Genomic DNA, 26,386 nt, shown 5'->3' on the forward strand with positions numbered 1-26,386 from the left:
AGGTCACTTATTAATGCAGATTGGTATTAATTGCTTGATAATGATTTAATTATCACTTTGGTTACATTTACTCGCCCAATCACTCAATAACATTCGAGCATGACATGACTATCCCTAATATTGGCTTCAACCATGAAAAAACCAAGCAAGCTGAATTAGAGATTATTGAACTGTCTAATTTGTATTGTCGACCTAACATGGAACACGACCCTCAAGCACCTCATCGCGTGTCATTTTTTATGTTGATCTATATTAAACAAGGTGAGGGCAAGCATTATGTGGACTTTACCGGTTATGACTTTAAGGCCGGTTCATTAATCTTTGTGCAGCCAGATCAGGTGCATAGTTTCGATTTTTCGCATCAGCCTCAAGGTAAAATATTACTGTTTACCCAAGCCTTTTTAGACAAAATACATGCCAATATGCGGCTACCTAATTACACCCCAACACATTTAAATCAACAACATAATCCGCTATTGCAACTCGACAATGTTAACAACGCCCGCACTGAAACGTTAATTAACGAAATACTCACCGAAAGCACAATAGAACCGTCTGAGCCGTTAATTGTCATGTATTTATTTTCAGCGCTTGCCTTGTTATTACACCGCTTACGTCCCGCGTTAAGCCACGATAACTTGTCAACAGACCAAAGCCTTAAGTTATCGAAATTCTTTAGTTCAATGCAACAACATGCTCATAAAGTACGAGATGCTAATTGGTTTGCGGGGCAAATACACACCACCTATAAAACCCTCAATAACATTTGTAAATTAGCAACGGGCTTAACCGCAAAACAGATGATCGATGCTTATACCATTATCGAGATTAAACGGCGCTTGGTGGTGAGCAATGCAACGACGCAACAGTTGGCTAATGATTTTGGTTTTGACGATACCAGTAATTTTGTGAAGTACTTTAAAAACCAAACACAATTAACCCCAAGCCAATTTAGTAAACTCAATACACATTAATTGATTAACCGTTAATAAAGAGTTGAATAAGTCGTGGTGAACGATACGGTTCGACTTTGACCATTTTTGTGCTCATTTACACTCTACTGGGCTATTTTGTTGCGCTATACAATGTCCTCATTGAAACCAGAGGACTTACCCATGAATACCATTACTAACAAAATCATCGCAGTTAACAGCATTTCAGCAGCGCGTAAATCAATCGTCAGTGCACTTGTTACCAGTGCACTATTGGGTGGAGCCTTAATGTCTGGCAACAGCGTTGCCGCCACCGAAAAATCACAAGCTGAAATGAGCTACAAGCAACAGGTTGTTGAGTTAGTGAGCAGTATTGAAACGGGCAACCCAGCGCCGATTGGCTATATCAACCCTAACAAATACATTCAACATAACTTAACCGTTGCCGACGGTTTAGCCGGTTTTGGTGCGGTAATGCAGCAGTTACCTAAAGGCAGCGAAAAAGCGCAGGTTAAGCGTGCATTCCAAGACGGTAACTATGTGGTTACGCACACGGAATATAACTTCTTTGGTCCTAAAGCGGGCTTTGATATTTTCCGCTTTGAAGACGGTAAAATTGTTGAACATTGGGATAACCTACAAACCATCGCCGCTGCAAATCCAAGTGGTCATAGCCAGTTTGACGGTGCAACAGCAGTGACGGATTTAGACAAAACCGAGCAAAATAAAACCTTAGTGGCCGATTTTGTAAACACCATTTTGATCAAAGGTGATATGGCCCAAATAGGTCAATTTATTGGTAGTGAAGATACCGATTATATTCAGCATAACCCGAATATTGGCGACGGCTTAAGTGGCCTAGGCAAAGCCTTAGGTGAGCTCGCTAAAATAGACATGCCAATGGTGGTAAAAACTAACCATAAAATACTGGGCCAAGGTAACTTTGTGTTATCGATTAGCGAAGGCACATTCATGCAGCAACATGTGTCATTTTATGACTTGTTCCGTGTGCAAGAAGGTAAAATTGTAGAACATTGGGACACCATTGAAACCATTCCGGCTCAAACTGATTGGAAAAACAGTAATGGTAAATTTGGTTTTTAATCGCCAATGAGTTGTGTACTACATTTTATAAAACACAGGCCGCTTATCGCGGCCTGTGTTTTTTTTCGTATGCACACTTTTTATGGCGTCAGTAATTGCCTTAACGAATGCCTAAATTGCTTAAACATTGGTTCCAGGCTATAGCGATGATGCTGAATGACATCAACATTGGCATGCCAACCCATATCTTTAAACTCACTGGGTAACAACACCAATCGACCACTGTTAACGTACTCATTGGCAATATGGTTGGGTAATAAACACCAACCATTACCCTGCAATGTCAGTTCAAGTAACACATAATAGTTGTCTGCGTACCAAATGTCTGGGCTTAAGGCGAGCTGAAAGTCACTGGATTTGTTATTGCGTGACCGCATTAGCAATTGTCTATGCAGCTTTAAGTTGGCTAAGTTGTTCGATTCTTGTTGGGCTAATGGATGAGTACTCGCTACGTAGAGATCAAACTTAATTGCCCCAATGGATTCATAATCAATGTGAGAGGGGATCGACAGCTCACTAAAAATAATCCCAGTGACGGCTCTATCTGTGTCAATCAAGTCGACAATATCAATGCTCGATGCGGTAAAAAATTCCAGTGTAGTATTGGGAAAGTCGATTTCTAACTGATTAACCATACTGGAGAGTTTTTGGAAGGGTATGCCTTCATCTAAGCCGATGGTGAGCTCGGAAATAAAAAGTTTATCAAGATGTTGAGCGCAAGAACGTAAGCGTTGATGCTGCGCTAATAACACTTGCGCATGTGATAACAACGTATGTCCCGCCTGGGTAAGTTGTGGGTAGCGGCCGCTGCGGTCAAATAGCGCAGCATTGCAGTCTATCTCAAGATTAATAACATGTTGGCTTACCACCGATTGCGCTTTATTGAGTGAACGCGCCGCCGCTGAAAACGAGCCTGTTTTAGCCGTTGCAACAAACGCCTCGAGTTGATCAATGCTATACATATCGCTTTTCCAGATAGTATCTAACTATTAAGTATCCTTATATTGGATGAGAATAAGCCAAACGTCACCAATAATTGAGTTTATTATGCAAACAAAAGAGAGAATATTCCACGCGGTGTCTTTTGAGATATTGGCTGCAGCCATCATAGTCCCTGTGAGTGCCATGCTCATGGAGAAAAGCACCATCGATATGTTGGTGGTGAGTATCGGCATATCGTTATGTGCAGTCACCTGGAATTATATTTATAATATTTGGTTCGATAAATTATTAGGCAGTGACAGAGTGACGCGTAATTTATCCACTCGTATTGTGCATGCGATGTGTTTTGAAGGCGGCTTGCTAGTGGTAACCCTTCCTGTGGTTTCGTGGTATTTAAGTTTAAACCTAGTTGATACCTTAATGCTTGAAGGCGGCGTGTTGGTGTTTTTCTTTGTTTATACCGGCGTATTCAATTGGCTTTATGATAATTATCAACCTTATCAGCGCTGGTTTGGTAAAACGTCTATCCGTCGTAACCTGACAGAGCCAAATCGTTAAGGTGTTTGAGTATTGCTAAGCTTTTATTCGGCCGTCACGCTTTGATTGAGTGTTTATGAAAGGTTAGGTTCTATCACTGTTACGATGACTGTGGCATCATTACTGGTCATTATTGCGCCGTCATGTCGCTAGGATTAGCCAGTCGATATTGCCATTAAGAAGGACCCAAAGCGTGAAATATTACCATCAGTTTCGGGTCGGCTCGGTATTTGTCTGGATATCATTTGCCTACATATCTCTATTTGCTTACCCCGCTAGTGCAGACACATTGGTGCCCTTTACCAGTGATGGCTGCAGCTCGTTTCCTAATGGGACCTTTGAGCAAAGTGAATTATGGTTGGCATGTTGTCAAAAACACGACTTTGATTATTGGAAAGGCGGCACATTTGATGACCGCTTAGCATCAGATAAAGCGTTACGTGTTTGCGTCGCTAATGTTGGCCAACCGCAGATTGCGTTATTGATGTTAGCTGGCGTTCGAGTGGGTGGTTCGCCTTACTTGCCGACTCAATTTCGTTGGGGTTATGGCTGGCCGTATCCAAGGGATTATGGTGCATTAACGGCAGATGAGGATCAGCAAGTCGAGTTGTTGACCGCCCCGTTAGTGGAGCCAAAATAAACTCAGTTATGTTAACGTCAATTTCATCACATTAAGTTCAAAGCTATACACTCAAAGCTATCAGTTAATCTATAGCCTTAATACTTAACACCCAAACGACGAACTTTACATCGTGAGTATAGACACTTGTCGATGTGCTATTAGCCGTTTCAGTTGCATCCGCTCACATCAAAGAACATGCTTATCTGTCAACTCCTGACATAGATCAACAGCACTTCTAAAAACATCTTTAACGATACCATCCAAGCTACTTTTCCACGTCGCAGGCGTTTATTTAATCGATAATGTTTGATTAAGCTTACGCGTGAACATGTTTTATCCGATAATTCTGGTGATTTACACAGTTTGGATCATGGATGGTAACCCCATCATCCAGCAGGTTTTGCTGCAAAGTAATAACAACCTCCTTAGCGACTCACTGTTAAGCTGCTGTATTTAATGTGAATTCTTGTGTTGGCGATTGGTTTTGCTCATCAACTCATACACAATTAATGACTAAGTTGGTGTATTTGTTTATCACCATGACTTGCATAGCTAATGTTATTCAGCATACAATCGTGCGCTGAAATTAGGCTAGCACTTGTACGCTAAAATGAATGTATTAACTCGACTAAACAACATCACTGCAAAAACCCTATTTCACACTGAATCAATAGGCAGTTATTTTGAACCTATTATGCAACGTATTAAACCCGCTTGGCGCACTCATTGGTTTCGGGCAAAAGTGTTGGGGCATGAGTTGCTTGGTGCCGATGTTTTGCAGTTAGACTTGTCTCCAGAAAAAGCCTGGCCGCAAGCAAAAGCTGGTCAACATGTGTTACTGACGGTAGAAATTAATGGCCGTTTAATGACCCGACCTTTTTCAATATCGTCAGCGCCCGATCAATCTCATAGCCAATACCTAAAAAAGCGTGTGATTCGTTTAACCATTAAAACGAATGCTGATGGGGCTTTTACTGCAACATTGTTGGCGAACATTGCCACAGGTGGATATGTCAATTTAAGCGCGCCACAAGGTGAGTTTATATTAAGTGAGAATGTCCTTACTCAACCGTCAACACCATTGTGGTTTGTGGCGGCAGGCAGTGGCATTACGCCCTTTATGGCTATGCTCAACCACCTGGCGTTACTACCACAACAACCACAACATCCCATTCAATTGGTTTACTTTGCCAAGGCCGGTGAGCATTTGTATGTCGATGAACTTATGGCATTACAGCAGCAATTAAGCCAGTTTCAAGTGCAATTACTTATTCGTAAAAATGGCCACAACTTGTCTGATGCGCTCTGTGACTGCAGCGTGCAAAGTCAGGTGTTAATATGCGGTCCAAGCCAGTTTAAGGAAGATGTTGATCAGCAGTTAGATGTAATGAAACACCCTAAAGCGCAGCGCCAGGCAGAGTTTTTCCAGGCGCCAACGTTTGCGCAAACCGCAGCAGGCGAGCAACACGTTCATTTAACCCAACGTGGGCAAACATCTCAGCTTGTTTTAACCGCAAATGACACCTTGCTTAGTGGCTTAGAGCAACAAGGCGTTAGCGCTAATTTTGGCTGCCGCATCGGTGTATGTCATCAATGCCAGTGTGTTAAAAAATCGGGCGTTGTCAGAAATCTGCGTACGGGCGAATTATCGCAGTCGGGCGAGCAATTAATTCAATTATGTATTTCTCAGGCGGTAACGCCGCTTGAGCTGGAGCTGTAGTTCGATGAATAAAAATATTAATTTTGAGCAGTTAGCCACTGAGCTTGATGAGTTAAAGCGTCAAACACTTGCTCAAGTTGGCGCAAGCGACGCAGCTTATATCCGCAAGATTATTGTATGGCAACGGTCGTTAGAGTGGGGCGGTCGTGCATTATTAATACTGGGTTTTCTGCATCCCGTATGGTGGATTATTGGTGTATTGAGTTTAGCCAGCGCTAAAATTCTCGATAACATGGAAATTGGTCATAACGTGTTACACGGTCAATATGATTGGATGAACGATCCTCATATTAACTCGCGCCAGTTTGACTGGGATATAGCCTGCGACGGTAAAAGTTGGCAGCGTATTCATAACTATGAACATCACACTTATACCAATGTGATTGGTAAAGATCGTGATTTTGGTTATGGCTTACTGCGCTTGTCGAATGACTTTACATGGCGGCTTAAAAACCTGTGGCAATTTATCACTTACATATATTTAAGTGTGTTATTTCAATGGGGGGTGTCATATCACGAGCTTGCCGCTGAGCGTGTTTTTATGGGCAAAAAGAAACAAGGTAGGGCATCTAAAGTTGATGCGACGGAGCTCAAGCGTCGTTTCTTTAGTAAAGGCGGTAAGCAACTAGTAAAAGATTATGTGGTATTTCCATTGCTTGCTGGGCCGCTATTTCTGTGGGTGTTGGTGGGAAATTTAATCGCTAACTTACTGCGCAACCTGTGGACTTCAACCATTATTTTTTGTGGCCATTTCACTTCCGATGTTCACACCTTTAGCCAGGCTGAGTGTGAAAATGAAACGCAAGGGCAATGGTATTATCGCCAGGTATTAGGCTCGTCGAACATCAAAGGTGGTAAGCTGTTTCACATTTTAACGGGCCACTTAAGTTTTCAAATTGAACATCATTTGTTTCCTGATTTACCGTCGTCACGTTACCAGCAAGTTGCGCCCCAAGTGCAGGCGATACTTTCCCGTCACGGTATTGCGTATCACACCGGGCCTTTTTTACGTCAATATAGCCAAGTGGTTAAGCGTATAGTGCGATACTCGTTCCCTTGAAGCGTGTTAGGCCTCTTGTTTGGGTTAAAGATTAAGTATTAGAGATTAGCCAATAAGCATGTGATTTGACGTGCTTATTGGTCGTCATGTTTGATAACATCGCAGAAATTGTTTGATTAACAAGATATCCCATGGCACATACAGATAACGGTGTAAGAGCGGTCGCAGTACTTGAGGCCAGTAAAGGTTTATTAGCATTGCTCGTCGCCATTGGCTTACATGCCTATGCGGGGCAAAATCTATCGTTACTCGCCATTGATCTGGTGACCCATTTACATTTAAATCCTGCCAGTCATTACCCAAGTATTTTTATTGCCGCTATCGGTTCTATCTCACAAACGAGCTTAACATTAATGGCGTTAGGGGCTGCAGCTTATACTTTAGTGCGGTTTATCGAAGCCTACGGTTTGTGGCATAACTTGCGCTGGACCCAATGGTTTGCATTAGTCAGTGGGGCCATTTACCTTCCTTTTGAGCTGTACGAAATGGTTCATCACTTTAGTTTACTCAGTGTCATTGTATTGCTCATTAATCTTGCGATAGTGCTGTATATGTTTCGGGTATTGTTTCCTAGAGTGTCATAGTGATGATTTTACATATTGGTCTGAAATGTTATGCTGAGGTTAAATAGATTAAAAATTGTAAATCTAATAGTTTTTATGATTTAAAATGATCTAATATAAATTGCATAGAGTATAAATAAACTCAGATTTCAACAATACTGCGTCAAAGCAGAGCAAGATCAATATTACCAAAGTAATAGACGTTGTATTGTTATAGTGATTCATTCATCAACATAAGGAGTTAACATGACAGACATCGATATTGGTATCAACAAAGATGACCGCCTTAAAATTGCTGAGGCTTTAAAGAGCTTATTAGCTGATTCATATACACTTTACTTGCAGACCCATAACTTCCATTGGAATGTCACCGGAATTCATTTCCGTGAGTTACATTTAATGTTTGAAGAGCATTACACAGAGCTTGCAGTCGCCGTCGATGATATCGCAGAGCGCATTCGGACACTTGACGTCGCAGCGCCAGGCACATACAAAGAATTTGCTCGTTTAAGCTCGATTAAAGAAGTCGAAGGCGTACCTTCTTCAGCAGATATGGTTGATTTACTGACTAAAGGCCATGAACAAGTGGTTAAAACATCACGCGCAGTGCTTAAGTTAGCCCAGGCCGCTGATGATGAGTCAACGTCAGCGTTAGTGTCTGACCGTATGCGTATACATGAAAAAACCGCATGGATGTTACGCGCAACCCGCAAGTAAGCGTGCTTTAACAACATATATCGTTATAAACCGCTGGCTTTTAGTCAGCGGTTTTATACCATTCCGCTTTTTGCTCTGCGTTCTCGCTATTTGAAAGGGAACAACCATGACTACATAGCGACGCCTTAATCAAAAAACGCTGGACGCATTCTGAGTAGTCACTTATTAATGCGGAATGGTATTATTTGCTGCTAGAAAAAGCCAATCAAACCCGTTAATGTATGTTTTTTATTTTATGATGATGCTACCGTGACCGAAAATACACTGCTTACTGAACTTGCTAAACACTTATTTGCACAACGAAATCACGCTAATCCTAACGCCAATTTTGAGGCTTTTACTGCACAAAATATTGACCAGGCCATCACTGTTCAACAAAAAATAATTGAGTTAAATGGTCATATTGCCGGTTGGAAATGCCTTGTTCCGCAAGCAAACGATCAACTTATTGTGGCGCCGATTTTACAAGCGGCTGAACATGGCCAGCAGTGTGGCATTATCCCAACGATAAAAGATGAGACGGCTTTAGCACTTATTGAGCCAGAAATAGCCTTTATATTAGGCCAAGATATTGAGCCTTATCAACACTACACTGATGATGAGATTGACAGTGCTATTAGCGCGACTCACATGGCCTTAGAGTTAATACAAAATCGTTTTAGCCGCGACAGTCAACCAAGCTATTTAGAAAAGCTCGCTGATGGTTTAAGTAACCAGGGTGTGTATATTGGCCCACAAATTCCTAAGTCGGTCGCTTATCAAGCAAGCCATGTTGATGTTGTGGTAACGGCAAATAATCACCAGCAGTCTTTTAACGGTAAGCATCCGTGTGAACTGCCGCAATTACCTGTGTATTGGATGATTAACTACTTAGCACAGAAGGGCATAAAACTCAGTGCAGGACAGGCGATCATTACCGGCTCGTATTGCGGAGTGGTTAAAGTGCCGATGGCGACAGAAGTCAGTATTGAATATAAAGACATTGGCCAATTTAGCGTCAGCTTTGTTGATGCATTAGCGTAAATCTGCTGCGGATTTAGACAAAAAAAGCGCCTTAGGCGCTTTTTTTATTTGGATTCTAATTGAGTAAAAAACTCTTCAAGCTGTTGGTTAACCGTGTCGGTATCGCCAGTGGCTTTTAAGTACGAACGTAAGCCAATTATGTGTACCTGGATTTTTTTAGCAATTTTATTCTTATCGAACTGTGCGGGCAAATCACCTTGTTGTTGCGCTTGTTCAACAATACTGGCGAAACGGTTTTCAACCTGAGTGAGTAGGTTTTTTGCGATATCTAGGGTTTCTTGATGTGATTCATCAAGTTCTGCAAGCGTGCGCATCACCATGCATAATTCACTGGGTACATGTTCACAACAAGGCACGATTAAACCGCGAAGATACTGCTTTAATCCATCCCACGCGTGGTCATGCTGGGCTAATTGCTCATTAAGTACATCTGTTGATGTTTGAGCATAATGAATTAACGTTTGATTAAATAAATCGGCTTTGCTACCGAATGCAGCATAAATACTACCAGGTCGCATGTCCATGGTAGTTTGAATTTCACGCGTAGAGGTGGCCAAAAAACCTTTTTGCCAAAATAGATTTTTTGCTTTTTCTAGTACGTCTTCGCGATCAAATTTTGAAATATTAGCCATGTGCCCCTCTTTAGTTACCGTCATTTTACGATATTGCGTGGAGGTAAGGCCAGTTTATTGCATTAATTTTTAATCACAAATGAGTATATTCAATTAATTTTTAATCATAAATACATCATTGTCTCGGAAAAACATGACAACGGTTATATACCCAAACAACCTGAAGATGCTCGATTTCAGCAAGAATTTACACGCGTTTAGGCAAGGCATTGATTGCGGGTAATGGTTGTTCCCTTTCCAAAATCAATAACGCAGCATAAACGCGTGTAAAACTTGCCCTTTGGGAGTTTCACCGTGTTCCCACTACGTTGTTGCGCTAATTCATAAGGTGCCTACATTACCGCATTAACGCGCCTAGTATTGAAAACACGGTGAAGCTCTGAAACACGTATCTTCAAGTTGATTGGGTATAAGTGTGTCTTTCGCGTCAATCAAGCCGATCTAGACTACATTTCAACGCCCCCTTGTTTATCTATACAAAGCCGCTGGGGTTCCAGCATATTCAATGTAATTAAGCACTCTCCATGTATTCCTTTCAACTAACTGCTTTTGGTAAGGCATCCGTTGTAATACTATTTTTAATTAATTGTCTATATAACAACAGTTTACTTTATTTTTTTCGTGTCAAAAGCACTCTATTGTCAAATATTAATTGATAATAATTCATGTATTAGCGTGTTTATTGCGACGCAATTGGCAATTAAGATACATCCCATCAACATCGAGCAGATTATCGAGCTGCAGCTTAAGCAGCTAAGCGTCATTTAACGATATGAAATAACCAAGGCGGGTTATTTTTTACGATTAAATTTAGATTATAACGAGGTTTACAATGAAAAAGATGACAACACTATTAGCCGTAGCAACGGCACTATTATTTAACACTGCGCAAGCCGCTGAGCTAGAAGTTGTGGCAAAATTTGACGGAACACGCCCAGGTAATTTAACCGTAACCGAACAGGGCCGCACGTTTCTTTCTATGCAACCGCTTGATGGCCCAGAGTTTCGTGTCGTTGAATTATTAAAAGACGGCTCAACAGTCCCATTTCCTACTGTCGATTGGGCCGATGGTCCAACTAAAGGTGAGGTGGGTTTATCATCTGTTATTGGTATTGATAGCACTGCAGACGGCGTTGTGTGGATCCTTGATATGGGCAGTGCGGATGCTGCGGCGCAAATTGTTGCCTGGGACACGGTTAACAACACACTCTTTAAGCGTATCGAAATCAGTAAAGATGTCATGGTCGCGAACTCATTTTTACAAGACTTCGTTATCGACACTCAACGTCAGCAAATTTATATTGCCGATACCAGTTTAGGTAATTTATACGGTGAGCCAGCGCCTGCTTTTGTGGTGGTTGATTTAACAAGTGGCAAAGCACGCCGCGTATTACAGTCAAATAAAACATTATTATCACCAAAGCATGATCTGATTATTGACGATTCTTTGTTAGCGGCAAAACGTGAAGATGGCAGTGTTGATGCGCTTTACCTTAATTTAAACCCAATCACAATCGATGCTCAACAGCAGTGGGTGTATTTTGGTACCGTTAATGGCAGTGCTGTTTACCGTATTGCAGCCGCGGCGTTAGCCAATGGCAAATTAACCGAGCAAGAACTTGCCAGCAAGATTGAGTTTTATAGTGAAAAACGTCCAAGTGATGGCATGATCATTGACAAAAACAACAACATTTATGTGGGCGATGTTGAACGTAATGCCATTGGTATTATTGGTCAAGACGGTTACAAGGTGTTTGCACAAGATGACACATTATTGTCATGGGCTGATGGTTTCTCTATTCAAGGTGGATATTTGTACGTGACTCAAAACTCACTGCATTTAAACCCAGCACTTAACGCAGGCGAAGAGGGTGCCGCTAAACCATTCCATGTATTACGCATCAAACTAGATTAAGTTATTTGCACGACCTTCAATACAGTGGAGGGCTCACCTCCACTGTGTCTATTTTTACCTATTGAGAATTCATTTATGCCAACAATTACGATTGGGGTAACCGACCTTTCTTTTCATCGGGTAACCGCCTCACTTATTAGCCATGTCATTACAGATATGGGCTTTACCGTAAACCGTATTTATGCACCACATCAAGACAACTTTTTAGCCCTTAAATCAGGACAGGCTGATATGTTAGCGTCGGCATGGTTACCGTCTAGTCATGGTATCTACCGCGCTGATGTAGAAGATGTTATGCCTCTCATTGAGCTGGGTTTACATTACCAGCCTTACGCCATGTGGGGAGTGCCTGATTATATTCCCGAGGATGCTATTACCGAAGTCAGTGATTTACTTAAGCCTGATGTAATAAGCAAAATGAACAAAGATATTCAAGGGATTAACCCAGGCGCAGGCATCAGCCGTTTTTCAATTAACATGATGCGTGAATATGGTTTAAATGATGCAGGGTATCAGTTCCATACCGGCACCGAAGAAGATTGTTTTGGTGCATTTGAACGTGCTGAAGCGCAAAAGCAATGGTTTATTGTGCCATTGTGGAAGCCACAATTTTTACATCATAAATTTGCCATACGTGAAATCGTTGAGCCAAAAGGGTTATTAGGCATTATTGATCGCGCTGTATTGTTGCTCCGTCAAGACCGCGCGTCGCTATTTAGCGAATCGCAACTTGCCGTGCTAGACGGCTTGCGTTTTTCTAACGACATTATTGCGGCGTTAGATTACCAGGTTTGCCGTGAAGGAAAAGATCTTGATACCGTGACAAGAGATTGGCTAACCGAGCATTTTTAGTTGTGCTGATGACAAACAACCCGTAATGGCATGACCATAACGGGTTGTTTTTTTATTCACTATCTTGGTTAAGGTCGCTAAAAAGAAAGCGGTATTAACTCAGCGTAATGAGCTTACGACCATACACCGTCTTCAGTTTTACCTTGAATTTTCACATCCGCCAGTTTGAATTCAGGTTTATTGGTGGCCTTAAGCTTAACTTGATAGTCGCGGGTTAAATTAACAATGGTTGGGGTTAACAGCATCAATGCACTGATATTCACCACCGTCATTAAGCCCAGTGCCATGTCGGCCATGTTCCACACTTCTTTTAAGCTGGCGTTTGCGCCCCAATACACCATGCCTAAATACAACAGGGTGTAACCGGTACGGCCATAAATATTATCCAGCTTAAACAGGTGTAAATTACTTTCGGCATAGGCGTAATTGGCCACCACAGAAGTAAAAGAGAATAGGGTGATAATAATGGCCACAAACATATCGCCGCTGATGCCCATGTGGTGCGTCATGGCATTTTGAGTAATACGAATGCCCTCCATTTCGCTGCCGATATTACCTTGCGCCAGTAAAATCACAATCGCGGTACAGCTACACAACACCATAGTGTCGATAAATACCCCCAGCATTTGCACGTAACCTTGCGCAACCGGATGGTTAGGCACAGGCGTCGCACCTGCCGCCGCATGCGGAACGCTACCGGCACCGGCTTCGTTTGAATATAAACCACGCTGAATACCATTTTTTATCGCCGCGCCTAATGCACCCGCGCCGGCTTCGGTTAAGCCAAAGGCTGAGTTAAAGATATCCATTAATACTGCGGGTACTTGCTGAATATTGATTAAGGTGACCGATACTGCAGCCAAAATAAAGGCGAGTCCCATAAACGGCACAATTAATTCTGCAAAGCGGGCGATGCTGCGCAGGCCGCCCATCACAATAATGCCGGCAATAAAGGTGATAACAGCACCTGAATACACACTAGAAATCTCGAAGGTGTGATTAAGGGCATCAGTAATCGTGTTTGCTTGCATAGCACTAAAGCTAATGCCGTAACCTAAAAATAAGCACAGGGCGAACAATATCGCTAGCCAGGGTTTATTAAGCCCCGCTTGAATATAATAAGCCGGTCCACCACGGTATTCTTTATGATCGTCACGGACTTTATACAGCTGGCCTAAGATACTTTCGGCAAACCCGGTCGCCATACCCAGTAGCGCAATCACCCACATCCAAAACACGGCGCCACTGCCGCCAAGAGATATTGCCATGGCGACGCCAGCTAAATTTCCGGTACCTACCCGGGCAGATAAGCCGGTACATAAGGCTTGATAAGAACTGATCCCAGATTTATCACCCTGGGTACTGCCTTTCATGACTTTAAACATGTAAACAAAGTGGCGCAGTTGAATAAACCGTAACTTCAATGAAAACCACACTCCTGCAAATACTAATATGTAGATCAGTACTTGGTATTCGCCCCATAAAACATTATTAGCGAACGACACAATTTCATTAATCATTGAACAAATCCCTTGGTTTATCTCATTTTTGAGCTTTTCATTAGCCGTTTTAAGCAGCCTGACGTTTATATCGTCAGTCCATGAACTCAAAAGTGGGTAAGTATTTTTTATCGGTAACCGCTTAATAAATAGACTGAAATAGAATTAAGTTAAACAGCTAGATAGAATGGTTATGCAATTAAAGTACATTAATAACACTAAAGGCTTTGGATTTGAAGCGTCGTTAACAGCATATCGATAAAAAAAGTCACCTAGCGGTTTATTTCACGGTAGGCTTGTGGGAAGGCGACAATATCGATTGGTTTTTTCGGCTGATATTTACGCAATTGATAAGTGTCGTTAGGTTGATTATTGTTTGCTGTGAGATTATAGGGTTGCGTCAATAAGTTAGGATGATAAATATGGCAAATCTGAATCTGCCTTTTAGTGCAAATCAACAACAATTAGCACTGTTACGATTGGTTAACTGGGGCCTAAAAATAGGTCTTATTGTGTTTACGGCTGATTTATTTGGCTTAACCACACCACCAATAACCTTAAGTTATGTATTGATTATCGAAGCGTGTTATGTGGGGTTTAGTTATCGATTTCATCGCCTGAGTATCGATAATCACGGTTTATTGTTTTTAACCTTACTGCTGGACACCTTATTTTGGGCCACCTGGTTGTATTTCACCGGCGGTGCCACCAACGCGTTTGTATCATTACTGCTGCTGCCGATAGCCATTTCAGCAATTACCTTACCTCGTTGGGCGCCCTGGTCGTTAACGGCGTTGTCGACTGCGGTTTATAGTTTGATGATTATCAATATTCCTGATCACAGCGTTGATGATACAACTAACACTGCAGCGGATATGCATGCGGGCCATGATATGAGCCAAATGGCAATGGACATGCCTGCCAATCCCAATATGAGTCACAGCATGAATATGAGCATGGACATGGGCTCGCATTATTTAGGCATGTGGTTCAATTTTGTTATTTCAGCATTAGTGTTAACCATTACCGTGGGCTTTATTGCTAAACGTATTCGGCAAAAAAATGTTGAGTTGCGCTATTTACGTGAAGCGCAATTAAGGCAAGAAAAGATCCTTGCCTTAGGTACCGCATCAGCGCAAATGGCGCACCAACTCGCCACGCCATTGGCAACGTTACGCTTATTAGTGGATGAAATATCAGACACTGCCCATGATGCCGAGCAAACTGAATTACTGGCAGATATGCAGCAAGCACTCAACCGCTGTGAAGTGACCTTAAGCGACTTACGCTTAGCGACTGAGTCCATTCGTGAGCAAAAATTGTTGCAACAATCGGTTGCTAAGCTGGTGGCCTTGCTGTCAGAGCAGGTCAGTTTATTAATGCCCGAAACACAATTAAGCCTGCATATTTCCCCTGAAGCAGAAACCGCCATTTTGCATACCGACATGAGTTTACTGCCGGCGTTATTGGCGCTCATTCAAAATGGCGCCCAGGCTAGTGAAGACAATCAACAAGGTGCCAAAGTCGACATTAATATCAGCGTATCGTCATCTCGTTCAGCATCTCGTTCGCCATCTACTCAGATAATGCCTCAAGAGATCAGCATTATGATTCGCGACTATGGCGTGGGTATTGCGACACATTTATTATCCACATTAGGCAGTAATATGGTTAGCAGTCCTAAAGGCTTGGGGATTGCGGTATTATTGAGCCACACCAGTTTTGAGCGTTTAGGCGGTAAGTTATACCTTAAAGCGCATCCTCAGGGTGGCACTGAAGCCATCGTGACCTTACCATTAGCAGCCAAAGCGGATCACACAGAGGTTTAACGGATATTGTTAAGGGTACATGAGACGTAGATGAATAAATTACTCATAATTGAAGATGATAGCGCGTTAGCGACTATTTTAGCGCGTCGTCTTACTCGCCACGGTTTTGAATGTAAAACCTGTGACAATGCCAGCGACAGCTTACTAATGGCCAGGCAATTTATACCAACGCACATTTTACTCGACATGAAGCTGGCACAAAGTAATGGTTTGTCGTTAATCAAACCATTAAGGCAGCAATTACCCCATGTGTATATGGTATTACTCACCGGCTTTGCCAGTATTGCCACCGCAGTAGAGGCGATACGTTTAGGTGCAGATAACTATCTTGCCAAACCTGTCGATACCCAAACCTTGCTCAATGCGCTGCATTCATCCAGCAACACTTTTAGTGCCGAACCCGATGAATTTGAAGCCATCACCGAGCAACCCCTCAATCCCAAACGATTAGAATGGGAACACATACAACAAGTGCTCGCCAATAATAATGGCAACGTATCAGAAACCGCCCGCCAACTCGGTATGCATCGCCGTACTTTGCAGCGCAAGTTATTAAAAAAGCCCACGGCGGATAATCGATAGTGTTTAATTTTTTGTTGGGTGGGTATAGATAGGTCTACGTTTTAATCTACATTGGCCGTAAATGACCTATCTATCCAACTATGTAAACTGTCTTATAATCAACCTTGAAGCTTATTCTTCAAGGCCAAAAGCTCGTTTCTGACAATCTCAGCACCGGCAGTTAAGGCTTTAAGTTTGTCTCTGGCTACTTGATGCGATAACGGCGCCATGCCGCAGTTGGTGCAAGGGTAGAGCTTGTCGGCATCAACAAACTGCAGGGCTTTGCGTAACGTGTCTGCCACTTCCTCTGGTGTTTCTATGGTATTGCTTGCCACATCAATCGCGCCAACCATGACTTTTTTACCACGAATGAGTTCAAGCAGTTCTATTGGCACATGAGAGTTGTGGCATTCGAGAGAGATGATATCGATATTTGATTGTTGCAGCTTAGGAAACGCTTGTTCATATTGACGCCACTCGGAACCTAAGGATTTTTTCCAGTCGGTATTGGCTTTTATGCCATAGCCATAACATATATGTACTGCTGTTTCGCATTTTAGGCCTTCTATGGCTCTTTCTAAACATGCGATGCCCCAATCATTTACCTCATCAAAAAACACGTTAAATGCTGGTTCATCAAATTGGATAATATCCACTCCCGCAGCCTCTAACTCTCTGGCTTCTTGATTGAGTATGATGGCAAATTCCCAGGCAAGTTTTTCGCGACTTTTATAATGATCATCAAAAAGTGTATCTATCATGGTCATGGGGCCAGGTAGCGCCCATTTAATCGGTTGTGTGGTTTGTTGGCGTAAAAACTTGGCGTCTTCAACAAAGACTGATTTTTGCCGACTGACAGGCCCTACAACGGTAGGGACGCTGGCATCATAGCGATCACGAATTTTAACGGTTTTACGTTTTTGAAAATCAACGCCGTTGAGGTGTTCAATAAAGGTGGTGACAAAGTGTTGCCGCGTTTGCTCGCCATCACTAACAATATTTATGCCTGCTTGCTGCTGGTCGTGTAATGACAAACGCAGCGCATCTTGTTTGCCAACAACTAACTCGTCACCTTGTAATTTCCAGGGGGACCACAGTGTTTCAGGTTCGGCAAGCCATAAAGGTTTAGGCAAACTGCCAGCCGTTGAAGTCGGTAACAGTGTGTTTTTAAGCGATGTTTTCATAGTAGTAATGCCATCAATTGGGGTTAACGTTTAACGTAGCGATTAAACAGAGCGGTTAACGCAGGTTATTAAGCCTAGCGATTACGCATAATGAGCAGACCATTGTTCAAGCACTGCCTGGTAGGGCTTAATAAAGTGCTCCGCTGCAAATTTGCCTTGCTCATTCGCCAGTTGGCTACGTTCGGTGCGATCGTAAACAATCTGAGTGAGTGAATGATCAAGGTTGTTTAAGTTCGGTTGATAGCATTTGCCTGCCACGGCATTGGCATTATAAATCTCAGGGCGGTAGATTTTTTGAAAGGTGCCCATGGTGCTTATGGTGCTTATCAGCTCAAAATGGCTGTAGTCATTGAGTAAATCACCTACAAAATAAAACGCGAGCGGCGCCACGGTATTGGGCGGCATAAAGTAGCGTACCTGTAAGCCCATTTTCTGGAAATATTGCTCAGTTAACGACGACTCATTGGGCTGGTATTCAACCCCTAATACCGGATGTTGATTCTCTGTGCGCTGATAGGTTTTGTTATCGGACACACTGAGGCAGATAACCGGTGGCTTAGTAAAGTGCTGTTTGTAAACATCTGAATTCACAAAAGACTTAAACAGCTTGCCATGCAGTTCGCCAAAGTCAGTTGGAATACTAAATTGCGCTTGGTCTTTGTTATGTTCTGGCAGTAAGACACTAAAGTCGTAATCGCGTAAATAAGATGAAAAATTATTGCCAACAATACCGTCAATGCGTTTGTTGGTTTTGCTATCCACAATGGTGGTTTTCAAGATTTCAATCGACGGGAAGGCTTGGCCACTGCCTGCTATATCGATATTGACCGAAATGATTTCAAGTTCGACAGTATAGCGATCGCCTCTAGGGTTATCCCAATGCGCTAAGGCATTAAAACTATTGTCTATCATTTTTAACGCGTTGCGTAAGTTAGCCTGGCGATAACTTCCACGGGCTAAATTGGCAAAGTTGGTGGTGATCCGCGTTGTGTCTGAGGGATGATAGTTTTCATCAAGACAAATGCTATTAACGGTAAAGGTAAATTGTTTATTCATGATGTTGTGGTTCCCATTTTTCTGCTCTCAAACCCGAATTAATGCGTTACTCATTGCGCAGACTGTTAAGTCAGTAGAGCTCAGCACTTTTTCAAACTGACGGCTTAAGTAACAGCTTAATATCAACTCTAAATAAGCTTGCTCAGCGTTGAGTTATTTATACGTGGTTTGGCACATCAACAAAAACGGGTTTATTTCACCTGCAACATGAGCGCAATTCATCATCAGTAAACAGTGTGATTAGCATAGGCAGTCGCCTGAAGTTAACATTGGTTGTTAGCGACTTTCTCGTCGTCCCGGCAATGGTTTTGAGCCGGGATCCAGATGTTTCATTAATCGTCGTCCCGGCAATGCTTTTAAGCCGGGACCCAGGTGTTTACGTTGTACTTTTGTATTCATGGCCTGCGGCCACTAACGTCGTGGTGCTTCGCCCACACCAGACCAAGAGGAAACCAACGGCTGTTCCCTCTTTACTTTTTATAAAAGAATTGGCCCAGCCGTCACCTCAAAATTATCATTATTGACTAAACAACAGCTGCGATAATTTCGCGACGTGGTTAGATCCAGTTTTTGACCGCATTTGAAGTCTGATTCGGCCACCTCTTTATGGTAAAGAATGAAAATGCTACCGCTTCAGATAGGAGTCTGATGTGAATGGATTCACGAATGTCGTGGTGGCATGGTCAATGATGTTCCCGACATCATAATGACATTTCCCATATCCATATGGGTCAGATGCCAAAGAACGACCCTTCCCCTCTAAAGCTAGCGGGCTCTGATAGGCAGGATGCCTGAATGCCTTGAAGCACATGGATGTGCGTGAAAGGCCATGGCCAGCTCACGTCATTTTCTTCAACGGCCTCAAGTTCAGAGTTGAATTTGGGCACTTCAAGCTGACACATCTAACTCATTTTTGTATAGAAGCTTGTTAGCTACTTTCTCGTCGTCCCGGCAATGGTTTTGAGCCGGGAACCAGGTGTTTTGTTCTTTATGGCCTGCGGCCACTCACGTCGTGGCGCTTGTGATACCCAGCTAAGTGTTTTGGGTATCACAAGTTAAGGCCTTGGCGTCGCTCAACTCTTGTTTTCAGTGATGACCAGGGACACAGACAAATATCGAGTAAATAGTTAAGAAAATAGGATTATATTCACTAAGAGATGGATGGATCGCAGTTCATTATTGTAATAAATAGCTAACCAAAAAGTGAGTTAGGTCATTTCTTTAAAGAGAGTAAATGAACCGCCCTCGGCAACATGCTCCTGCGTTGCTCTACTTCTTGAATCTGACCGCCATGGACGGCGGGAATGCCATATTGATGCCTGGAGCATCATTGGCCATTCAGTCGTGTGTGGAGCCGCATACAGGGTTGTGTGGGGGCTGGAGGCTAAATACCTCCGGCTACCCGATTAGGCAACACCTGCACCTACAATCATTGTTATATGCGCAATCATATGTGCGCCTATGGCGCATTCTAAGCCGCGTTTCCAATATAAGTAACCCGCGATAAATCCAAAGGCGGCATTGCCTACAATTATATAAGTCACCAAAGGGACAGTAACTTCTGACGATAGTGCAAAAGCTACAGGTAAATGACCAAGACCAAAGATTAAAGAAGACAGAATAATAGCTAAGATATAGTTGTGAGCACGAATTTCAGAACCACTTTTCTGAGTTAGACGGTATGTCCCCCAAACGAAAAATGACATTAACCCCCAACGAATGAGTAATTCTTCTGTAATACCACCGTATAACATTTTGGTGTACCAAGGTGGAATGAGCTTCTCACCTGCAGTAATAAACTCCGCAGGAAGATAACTATAAAATATACTAAGAAATACAAGTATAAATATTCCACCAATGACTCCACCGATTACAGCGGGGATTATTTGTGGTTTTAATTTTTTTAAAGCACTTTCAGAGCGAGCTATAGCATAAATTACGGGGGCAGATAAACCTACTTTTTTGGAAAAAACGGAGCCTAGCCAAATCATAAGCAGTAATAAAACAGAGGACTGTGCAACAGAAATAATTTGAATGACTTCTACCGATAGAGGTAATGGAGCTGATTGCAGCGCCAATAATTGTGGGATTAATGGGATAATGGATGCTATTCCCAAGAAACCGAGAGAAAATAACAAAATACTAGGTTTATATTTTTTTGTGATATCCATTTACACTTAAACTCCTTGTTTAACAGCTTGTTATGTTGCTACTTTAACCAAAACAAGCCAGATAAATTAACTACTTTTAAAAATGGCACTAAATTTTGTTCATCTGAATAACAAACTAGATGTGTATCGTCATAATATTGCTGATACCAAATACCTAAAGCAGGAATAACAAAATCTACATGGCCTGCATCGTCCATATTATCTAATCGTTGTTGCAACAGTTCAGGCGATCTAGGTGCTTTAAATATGACTTTTCCACCTCGATATTTAACCATATAAACATCGAACTCTTGGATGATTAATTGATATAGTTTTGACCATCTAAGGTCTCGTTGGATCCGTTCTACTTTTGAGACATTATCAATCAATTCAATTGCTTCATTATAATTAAGAAAATGGTCAAAAATACAAACCCTTGCATTAAATGGAAAATCTTCAAGATCACAATCTTTATTTTTTAATTGAGGAAATTGATTATGTAGTTTTTCAGACTCTTTCAAGTTCATTACTTTAAATGTACGCATGACTCTCAATTCTAATTGCAACATAACGCCCGCTTCACGGGCAACTTGTAGTGAAGCATTTTTGTGTGATACTGGCGCGTAGCGACAACACAAAAATGCGAAGCGAAAAGTTGTCCCAGTGGAAGCGCTTGAGTACGCCCAGCATGGGCATGAACTAATGAGGTGAAAGTCCTCTGTAGGAAGGTCACCGTTACTCTTATCAATTAGAGAATAACATACTGTTATTAAACGTTAACTACTAGCGAATGGCAAGGGCTTAATCGCGAGGTTAGGTCCGGAGGAAGCCGCTAGTCTTCTTGTGATAAAGAATGCGAGCTGATGAACAAGAACATCATATGAGGCGTAGGCTAGAGATGAGTTGGCAGGCTACAGAAAAGTTACCAGATAACCATCACATCAAACAGCGCTTTTTCTCGAGCTGTTAATTACATAATAAAGAGTCGCTCCAGCTGTTCGGGCTTGTTTAACACTTGGGATAAGGACGCGGCTTCGCGCGGCCTATCCTTGTTAGTTATATTTCTATTTCGGGGTGCAACTCTTTTAACCGTTCATTGGTTATACCAAAAACAGAGAATGGATTAATCCCCATTGAAAACTCAACCCCATAAAATGGCTTAAGTTCATACTCCCTGTATTTTGGATATTCAATTCCATCGGAATAGGACATTAATTGAATTATCTTTTCAATTTCAATTGATTCCGCATAATCATTTTCTGCCGAAGATAACATAAATGGAATTTGTGGGAAGGCGCCAAGAAGTTCAACATTCATTTTGCTGATTACTCGATTGTTGTCGCTTTTTGCAACAATTAGAGAAGTAGAAGCCGATTTAATAAGGTCAAAATTAATTTTATATGCATCACCTTTCTCTAGCTTTAATACTTCTTGCTTTGGAAAAGGCAGCTCTTCACCAATTAGCGTGAATGGCATTTCAATAAAAGAACAAGCAACAAAACACTTTTTAGGACTCAAGGGATAAAATATTGTAGTGCTTGGGTTTTGAAGAAACCCTGTCATATAAACAGGATTATCCGTCCGAACAAAGAAATCGTCTTCAGCAGCTTCAAGAATTATCCAATCTCGACAAGCAACATACTTATTATCTTCGCACCATTGGCAACCGATGATAGTTTCTTTATAGGATTCGTCACCGCCATGTGTTTTTTCAAGTTCGTCACGATACTTGAAAAAACTTGGAGTTCTCATAGATTGGGTAATAATAAACTGCCCCCATTTCATTCTATCATTAGCATCTAAAGTGTCATTATTTAAAAGCTTTTCGTAGAGTGGTGCCGAGTCATTTTCTAATTCAGAATCAAGCCTATCCTCTAGTTCCTGAGAATATAAATGAAATTCATAACCCCAAGCAGTCTTACCTCTATCTTTTTGAGAATCGACAACACACTTGCGATATGGACAATAATAATAATATTTATAGTGCCAACTACTAACCTCATTCGTCCAATATTGATTGGCGAAAACAGGGCTAAAATGATTTTTTTTCGTTTTATTCTTCATAACCCCTCCAGAAATATAACGCCAAGCCACGCAGAGGCTGATGCAACATACGCTTGTGTACGCCCAGCATGGGCACGAACTAATGAGGTGCAAGTCCTCTGTAGGAAGATCACCGTTACTCTTATCAATTAGAGAATAACATACTGTTATTAAACGTTAACTACTAGCGAATGGCAAGGGCTTAATCGCAAGGTTTGGTCCGGAGGAAGCCGCTAGCCTTCTTATGATAAAGAATGCAAGGCTGGATCAATTACTTTGGCATTGCTAACGCTTATCAAGGATGTGTCGCTGATTGTTTATAAAGAATGACCATTGGATCCGACGTCGTGTTCGTATGTGTTACTGGCGTCAGTGGCGAAAACCACGGACCAAGGTACAGAATTTACTTAAGCGTGACGTCAGGATCCAAGTGGCTGTTGGTTGTGGTATCACAAGCAAAGGTCCATGGCGAAGTTCGAAAACACCTGGGATACAGCAAGCGCTGAGTAATGAATATCTGAAGAAAGCAGGATTATATTCATTGAGAGACGGATGGATCGCAGTTCAATATCCTAACCAGAAAGCTAGTTAGGTGTTCTAAATGAACCGCCCTGTGCGGAGCCGCATGCAGGGTGGTGTGGGGGCTGGAGGCTAGATACCTCCGGCTACCCGATTATGTGAATTTTACTCGTGGTATTTGCGAATAACAGCAACTTTACCGTTTTCCATTTCAAGCACTTCCATCATAGTTCGTGTATAAGCAGTAGGCTGTTTACTTTGAGGATGAATACCTTTTGCACTGTGCTTATACCTAATAGCAACAGCTGAGTTATTGAAAATGAATACATCAAGAAGTTCTGCATTATATTCAGTATGAACACCTAAATAAAATAGCATACCTTTACGCATAGCTTCTTTTCCATCAGGTAATCTTGAGTCATCTGTATCCCATGGTAAATGTGAGTGTCCGATGTCATCTGTAAGTAAGGAAAAGTAGTTTTCAAGATCTATTTTAGTTGCATTAGGTGCTTGAGTTGCGACCATAGTTTTAAAATAAGTTTGAGCAAATTTTTCTAGGTCAATCTCACTTGCAGAAGCTGATAAAGCAAAAGTAAGTGATAAAATTAAAAGTAATCCTTTCATTGAAACTCCGTAGTAGATTATTCACATAACGCCCTAATAATGGGCAAAAAAATGTTGGCTAAAATGTTGAGGAACGAAAACAGCCAACTGTTTTTGTCCTTATTTATTAGCTTGTTATATTGCATTGCTGATAGTGCATTTAGTAGGCATTGGCTTAACCAAAGCTTGATTTATTTTATGTTGAATGTAGATAACATGAAGAAAGGAGCTAAGTATTGGGCTCAGCCAAAGTTCACTTCCTTTTTCAGCGCCAATGATTTGATTAATCCTACTTCTGATCTTTAGTAGCCATGTAACATGAAAAATAGAAGATAAAACATGCATCCCTTTTGAAAAGATAAGCAATTCTTGGCTACCACTTGCTACGAAGAATATGACAAGACTAAAAAATGAAATTAGATGTATGCTAATCGCTGAAATCGAGAACAACTGTGGGATTGGGTTTATTACATTGACATTTACTGACTTGGTGAGAGTGAATAGACGATAGATCACGAAAAGACCAAACGTAAATACACAAAGCGCGATGGTTTTAGCTATTGATTGTGACTCAAAAACATCATCCATGTTATTCATTTCTATTCCTTTATTTTGTACGTTAAAAATATTTATGGGCAATAACTAATATTTCAAGTGTGAACAAGTATTAAGCAATATAACAGCTTATTGAACGGCAAAGTAAATTTAAAGTCGGCCGTTCAAGTTATTGATTAATAACATCCTACATTTGCTAACTTATTGTTGTAAAGCAGTTTTATTTAACTCATCTGGCAAATAAAAGCGAGGTTGCGCGTTAAAAGTGGGTCCAAGACTCTACAATAAATAAAAATTCATTTATTTCAGTTAATTACAAAATAAACAAATTATTCATCGTACTACTTTAGTTTACTTATTAGCCGATTTAACTTAAAAAAACACTAAAAGCCACTACAACTGTTTTTGTATACAGTACACACAACATAAAGGTGGGAAATATGGCTCACACAGGATACTTATCCGATATTTTTAAGTCAGTTAAGATATGCAGTTAGACGCTGGGCGAAGCGCCACGACGTGAGTGGTCTCAGGCCATGAATACATAACGACCAAACAACAAAAACAAACACCTGGATCCCGGCTAAAAAGCATTGCCGGGACGACGAGAAAGTAGCTAACAAGCTTCTATCCAATTCCGAGTTAGATCATTCATTCTAATTCGTGACTTTCGGGTTAATTTTTCTATGGGTAACGTCGCAATAAGCCGCGCTACGGTAGGGAGTGTAATTAATGACTTTGTTAGGGAACTACTCAAATGTTTTACAAAAGGTGCCCTGATGGAAGATCATTTTCCACCTCCCATTTATCAGTAACCATATTGAACATCGTAATGAGTAAATAGCGGTTGCCTCACCACCTTTTACCATTACAGCTTTATAAAGTAACTGGGCACAATTTGGCGCTAAATGTCTCAATTCATATTCAGTTGCACTGATCTTAGGAGGCAATTCTGATGGCAGACGCTCCAGAGCTTCTTTTTTTCCAAATCGAATTCCAGAACTACCAATTTCAGTGAACTCATCCGCAATTAGTTCATCCAATTCGCCGTATGATGCTCTGGTCTCAGCCTTAAATAAATGCTCTTCTAATTCGATGAGCTTCGCCTTTAAATTTTCCATCAAATCTCCAAGTAACCCTAACGGCGTTTAGCGTGAAATCAGATAAACATCCTGAGGTGCTTTTCAATATGTCATTCGCTTGAGTATTTTAATTGTTAATGATTTTAGTAACTTATCAGCTTGTTTTTCACTAATCAATCACCTATTGCTCTAAGTAAAAGCGAGAATTTAGATAATCCAGAATAATACAAACTCGTTATGTAGCGTTGATGTTTTAATAAAAGCCAAATAATTCAATTAGATATGATTCTCCAGTACCCCGTCGTAAAAGTTTTATGATGTTAAGCTTGGATCGATTACCCTTAAAATGGTGCTTTCATAAACTATCAATAACGATGCTCTAGCAAAGTTTAAATTGGATTTTTCTAACAAGGAATGGGGCAACAATGAGTTACGAATATTGCTTGCAACAGTCCAAATTCAACTTTGAACTTGAGGCCGTTGAAGAAAATGACGTGAGTCCAGACATGGATGTCTGGCTAGCTTTAGAGGGGAAGGGACGCCCCATCTGAAGCGTTAGCATTTTCGAATAAGGCTGAAGAACACTCAGACGAAGTTAAAAGCTGGATTTGACCACGTCGCGAAATTATCGCAGCTGTTGTTTAGTAAATAATGATAATTTTGAGGTGACGGCTGGGCCAATTCTT

General features: G+C 41.5%; 24 protein-coding genes and 1 pseudogene. 14 read left to right on the top strand and 11 right to left on the bottom strand.

Annotated features, from left to right (window positions below; translation table 11 throughout):
- Positions 1–104 precede the first annotated feature (104 nt).
- Together AC19MV_RS02615 and AC19MV_RS02620 are read left to right on the top strand one after the other, a co-directional pair.
- Positions 105–974: an AraC family transcriptional regulator gene (locus AC19MV_RS02615; RefSeq protein WP_498305636.1), complete on the top strand. Its 870-nt coding sequence runs from the start codon at positions 105–107 to the stop codon at positions 972–974.
- A 141-nt stretch (positions 975–1,115) separates the two neighbouring features.
- A complete protein-coding gene (locus tag AC19MV_RS02620; protein WP_498305637.1) occupies positions 1,116–2,036 on the top strand; it encodes a nuclear transport factor 2 family protein in 921 nt (306 codons plus the stop codon).
- A gap of 80 nt (positions 2,037–2,116) precedes the next feature.
- Here AC19MV_RS02620 and AC19MV_RS02625 read toward each other — a convergent pair whose 3' ends face one another.
- Positions 2,117–2,998, bottom strand: a complete 882-nt coding sequence (locus tag AC19MV_RS02625) for a LysR family transcriptional regulator (RefSeq protein ID WP_498305639.1) — start codon at positions 2,996–2,998, stop codon at positions 2,117–2,119.
- Between the two features lie 85 nt (positions 2,999–3,083).
- Here AC19MV_RS02625 and AC19MV_RS02630 point away from each other — a divergent pair, with 85 nt between their 5' ends.
- The 7 genes from AC19MV_RS02630 to AC19MV_RS02660 all read left to right on the top strand — a co-directional run bounded on the left by AC19MV_RS02630 (position 3,084) and on the right by AC19MV_RS02660 (position 9,220).
- Complete coding sequence (locus AC19MV_RS02630; RefSeq protein ID WP_432403114.1) at positions 3,084–3,536, top strand: PACE efflux transporter; 453 nt, start codon at positions 3,084–3,086, stop codon at positions 3,534–3,536.
- A 217-nt stretch (positions 3,537–3,753) separates the two neighbouring features.
- The gene (locus tag AC19MV_RS02635; RefSeq protein ID WP_498305814.1) at positions 3,754–4,155 is read left to right on the top strand and encodes a hypothetical protein; all 402 of its coding nucleotides are present in this window, start codon (positions 3,754–3,756) and stop codon (positions 4,153–4,155) included.
- A 592-nt stretch (positions 4,156–4,747) separates the two neighbouring features.
- Complete coding sequence (locus AC19MV_RS02640; RefSeq protein ID WP_498305641.1) at positions 4,748–5,857, top strand: flavin reductase family protein; 1,110 nt, start codon at positions 4,748–4,750, stop codon at positions 5,855–5,857.
- Between the two features lie 4 nt (positions 5,858–5,861).
- The gene (locus AC19MV_RS02645; RefSeq protein ID WP_498305643.1) at positions 5,862–6,917 is read left to right on the top strand and encodes a fatty acid desaturase family protein; all 1,056 of its coding nucleotides are present in this window, start codon (positions 5,862–5,864) and stop codon (positions 6,915–6,917) included.
- Between the two features lie 131 nt (positions 6,918–7,048).
- Positions 7,049–7,501 (top strand): DUF2127 domain-containing protein, encoded by a 453-nt coding sequence (locus AC19MV_RS02650; RefSeq protein WP_498305645.1) that lies wholly within the window; start codon positions 7,049–7,051, stop codon positions 7,499–7,501.
- Between the two features lie 225 nt (positions 7,502–7,726).
- Complete coding sequence (locus AC19MV_RS02655) at positions 7,727–8,197, top strand: Dps family protein (RefSeq protein WP_498305647.1); 471 nt, start codon at positions 7,727–7,729, stop codon at positions 8,195–8,197.
- 249 nt (positions 8,198–8,446) lie between these two features.
- Positions 8,447–9,220, top strand: coding sequence for a 2-keto-4-pentenoate hydratase (locus AC19MV_RS02660; RefSeq protein WP_498305649.1), 774 nt, complete (start codon positions 8,447–8,449; stop codon positions 9,218–9,220).
- Between the two features lie 44 nt (positions 9,221–9,264).
- Here AC19MV_RS02660 and AC19MV_RS02665 read toward each other — a convergent pair whose 3' ends face one another.
- Positions 9,265–9,852 carry a TetR/AcrR family transcriptional regulator gene (locus tag AC19MV_RS02665; RefSeq protein WP_498305651.1) on the bottom strand — a complete coding sequence of 196 codons (588 nt, stop codon included), beginning with the start codon at positions 9,850–9,852 and terminating at the stop codon, positions 9,265–9,267.
- 832 nt (positions 9,853–10,684) lie between these two features.
- Here AC19MV_RS02665 and AC19MV_RS02670 point away from each other — a divergent pair.
- Together AC19MV_RS02670 and AC19MV_RS02675 are read left to right on the top strand one after the other, a co-directional pair.
- Positions 10,685–11,767 carry an L-dopachrome tautomerase-related protein gene (locus AC19MV_RS02670; RefSeq protein WP_498305653.1) on the top strand — a complete coding sequence of 361 codons (1,083 nt, stop codon included), beginning with the start codon at positions 10,685–10,687 and terminating at the stop codon, positions 11,765–11,767.
- 75 nt (positions 11,768–11,842) lie between these two features.
- Positions 11,843–12,619: a glycine betaine ABC transporter substrate-binding protein gene (locus AC19MV_RS02675; protein WP_498305654.1), complete on the top strand. Its 777-nt coding sequence runs from the start codon at positions 11,843–11,845 to the stop codon at positions 12,617–12,619.
- A 113-nt stretch (positions 12,620–12,732) separates the two neighbouring features.
- Here the strand turns inward: AC19MV_RS02675 and AC19MV_RS02680 are convergent, their stop codons facing one another.
- Positions 12,733–14,139: an alanine/glycine:cation symporter family protein gene (locus AC19MV_RS02680; RefSeq protein WP_498305656.1), complete on the bottom strand. Its 1,407-nt coding sequence runs from the start codon at positions 14,137–14,139 to the stop codon at positions 12,733–12,735.
- A gap of 401 nt (positions 14,140–14,540) precedes the next feature.
- On the opposite strand from AC19MV_RS02680, the gene AC19MV_RS02685 reads away from it, so the two are divergent.
- Both AC19MV_RS02685 and AC19MV_RS02690 read left to right on the top strand, forming a co-directional pair.
- Positions 14,541–15,947: a sensor histidine kinase gene (locus tag AC19MV_RS02685; protein ID WP_498305657.1), complete on the top strand. Its 1,407-nt coding sequence runs from the start codon at positions 14,541–14,543 to the stop codon at positions 15,945–15,947.
- A gap of 30 nt (positions 15,948–15,977) precedes the next feature.
- Positions 15,978–16,529 (top strand): response regulator transcription factor, encoded by a 552-nt coding sequence (locus tag AC19MV_RS02690; protein ID WP_498305659.1) that lies wholly within the window; start codon positions 15,978–15,980, stop codon positions 16,527–16,529.
- A gap of 98 nt (positions 16,530–16,627) precedes the next feature.
- Here the strand turns inward: AC19MV_RS02690 and AC19MV_RS02695 are convergent, their stop codons facing one another.
- The 5 genes from AC19MV_RS02695 to AC19MV_RS02715 form a co-directional block, all read right to left on the bottom strand.
- Positions 16,628–17,692: a methionine synthase gene (locus AC19MV_RS02695; protein ID WP_498305661.1), complete on the bottom strand. Its 1,065-nt coding sequence runs from the start codon at positions 17,690–17,692 to the stop codon at positions 16,628–16,630.
- A gap of 81 nt (positions 17,693–17,773) precedes the next feature.
- On the bottom strand, positions 17,774–18,748 hold the full coding sequence (locus tag AC19MV_RS02700) for a DUF1852 domain-containing protein (RefSeq protein ID WP_498305663.1): 975 nt from the start codon (positions 18,746–18,748) through the stop codon (positions 17,774–17,776).
- A gap of 1,406 nt (positions 18,749–20,154) precedes the next feature.
- Positions 20,155–20,919, bottom strand: coding sequence for a CPBP family intramembrane glutamic endopeptidase (locus AC19MV_RS02705; RefSeq protein WP_498305665.1), 765 nt, complete (start codon positions 20,917–20,919; stop codon positions 20,155–20,157).
- A 38-nt stretch (positions 20,920–20,957) separates the two neighbouring features.
- Positions 20,958–21,467: a hypothetical protein gene (locus AC19MV_RS02710; protein WP_432403143.1), complete on the bottom strand. Its 510-nt coding sequence runs from the start codon at positions 21,465–21,467 to the stop codon at positions 20,958–20,960.
- A 487-nt stretch (positions 21,468–21,954) separates the two neighbouring features.
- A complete protein-coding gene (locus tag AC19MV_RS02715) occupies positions 21,955–22,962 on the bottom strand; it encodes a DUF4238 domain-containing protein (protein WP_498305667.1) in 1,008 nt (335 codons plus the stop codon).
- 233 nt (positions 22,963–23,195) lie between these two features.
- On the opposite strand from AC19MV_RS02715, the pseudogene AC19MV_RS02720 reads away from it, so the two are divergent.
- Positions 23,196–23,533: pseudogene (locus tag AC19MV_RS02720) on the top strand (group II intron maturase-specific domain-containing protein); the annotation flags it as partial.
- Between the two features lie 92 nt (positions 23,534–23,625).
- On the opposite strand, the gene AC19MV_RS02725 reads toward AC19MV_RS02720, so the two are convergent.
- The 3 genes from AC19MV_RS02725 to AC19MV_RS02735 form a co-directional block, all read right to left on the bottom strand.
- Complete coding sequence (locus tag AC19MV_RS02725) at positions 23,626–24,084, bottom strand: nuclear transport factor 2 family protein (RefSeq protein WP_498305669.1); 459 nt, start codon at positions 24,082–24,084, stop codon at positions 23,626–23,628.
- 114 nt (positions 24,085–24,198) lie between these two features.
- Positions 24,199–24,660, bottom strand: a complete 462-nt coding sequence (locus AC19MV_RS02730; protein WP_498305671.1) for a hypothetical protein — start codon at positions 24,658–24,660, stop codon at positions 24,199–24,201.
- Positions 24,661–25,367: 707 nt separating this feature from the next.
- On the bottom strand, positions 25,368–25,739 hold the full coding sequence (locus AC19MV_RS02735) for a nuclear transport factor 2 family protein (protein ID WP_498305673.1): 372 nt from the start codon (positions 25,737–25,739) through the stop codon (positions 25,368–25,370).
- Positions 25,740–26,386 lie beyond the last annotated feature (647 nt).

Source organism: Shewanella sp. MF05913 (genome assembly GCF_059758095.1).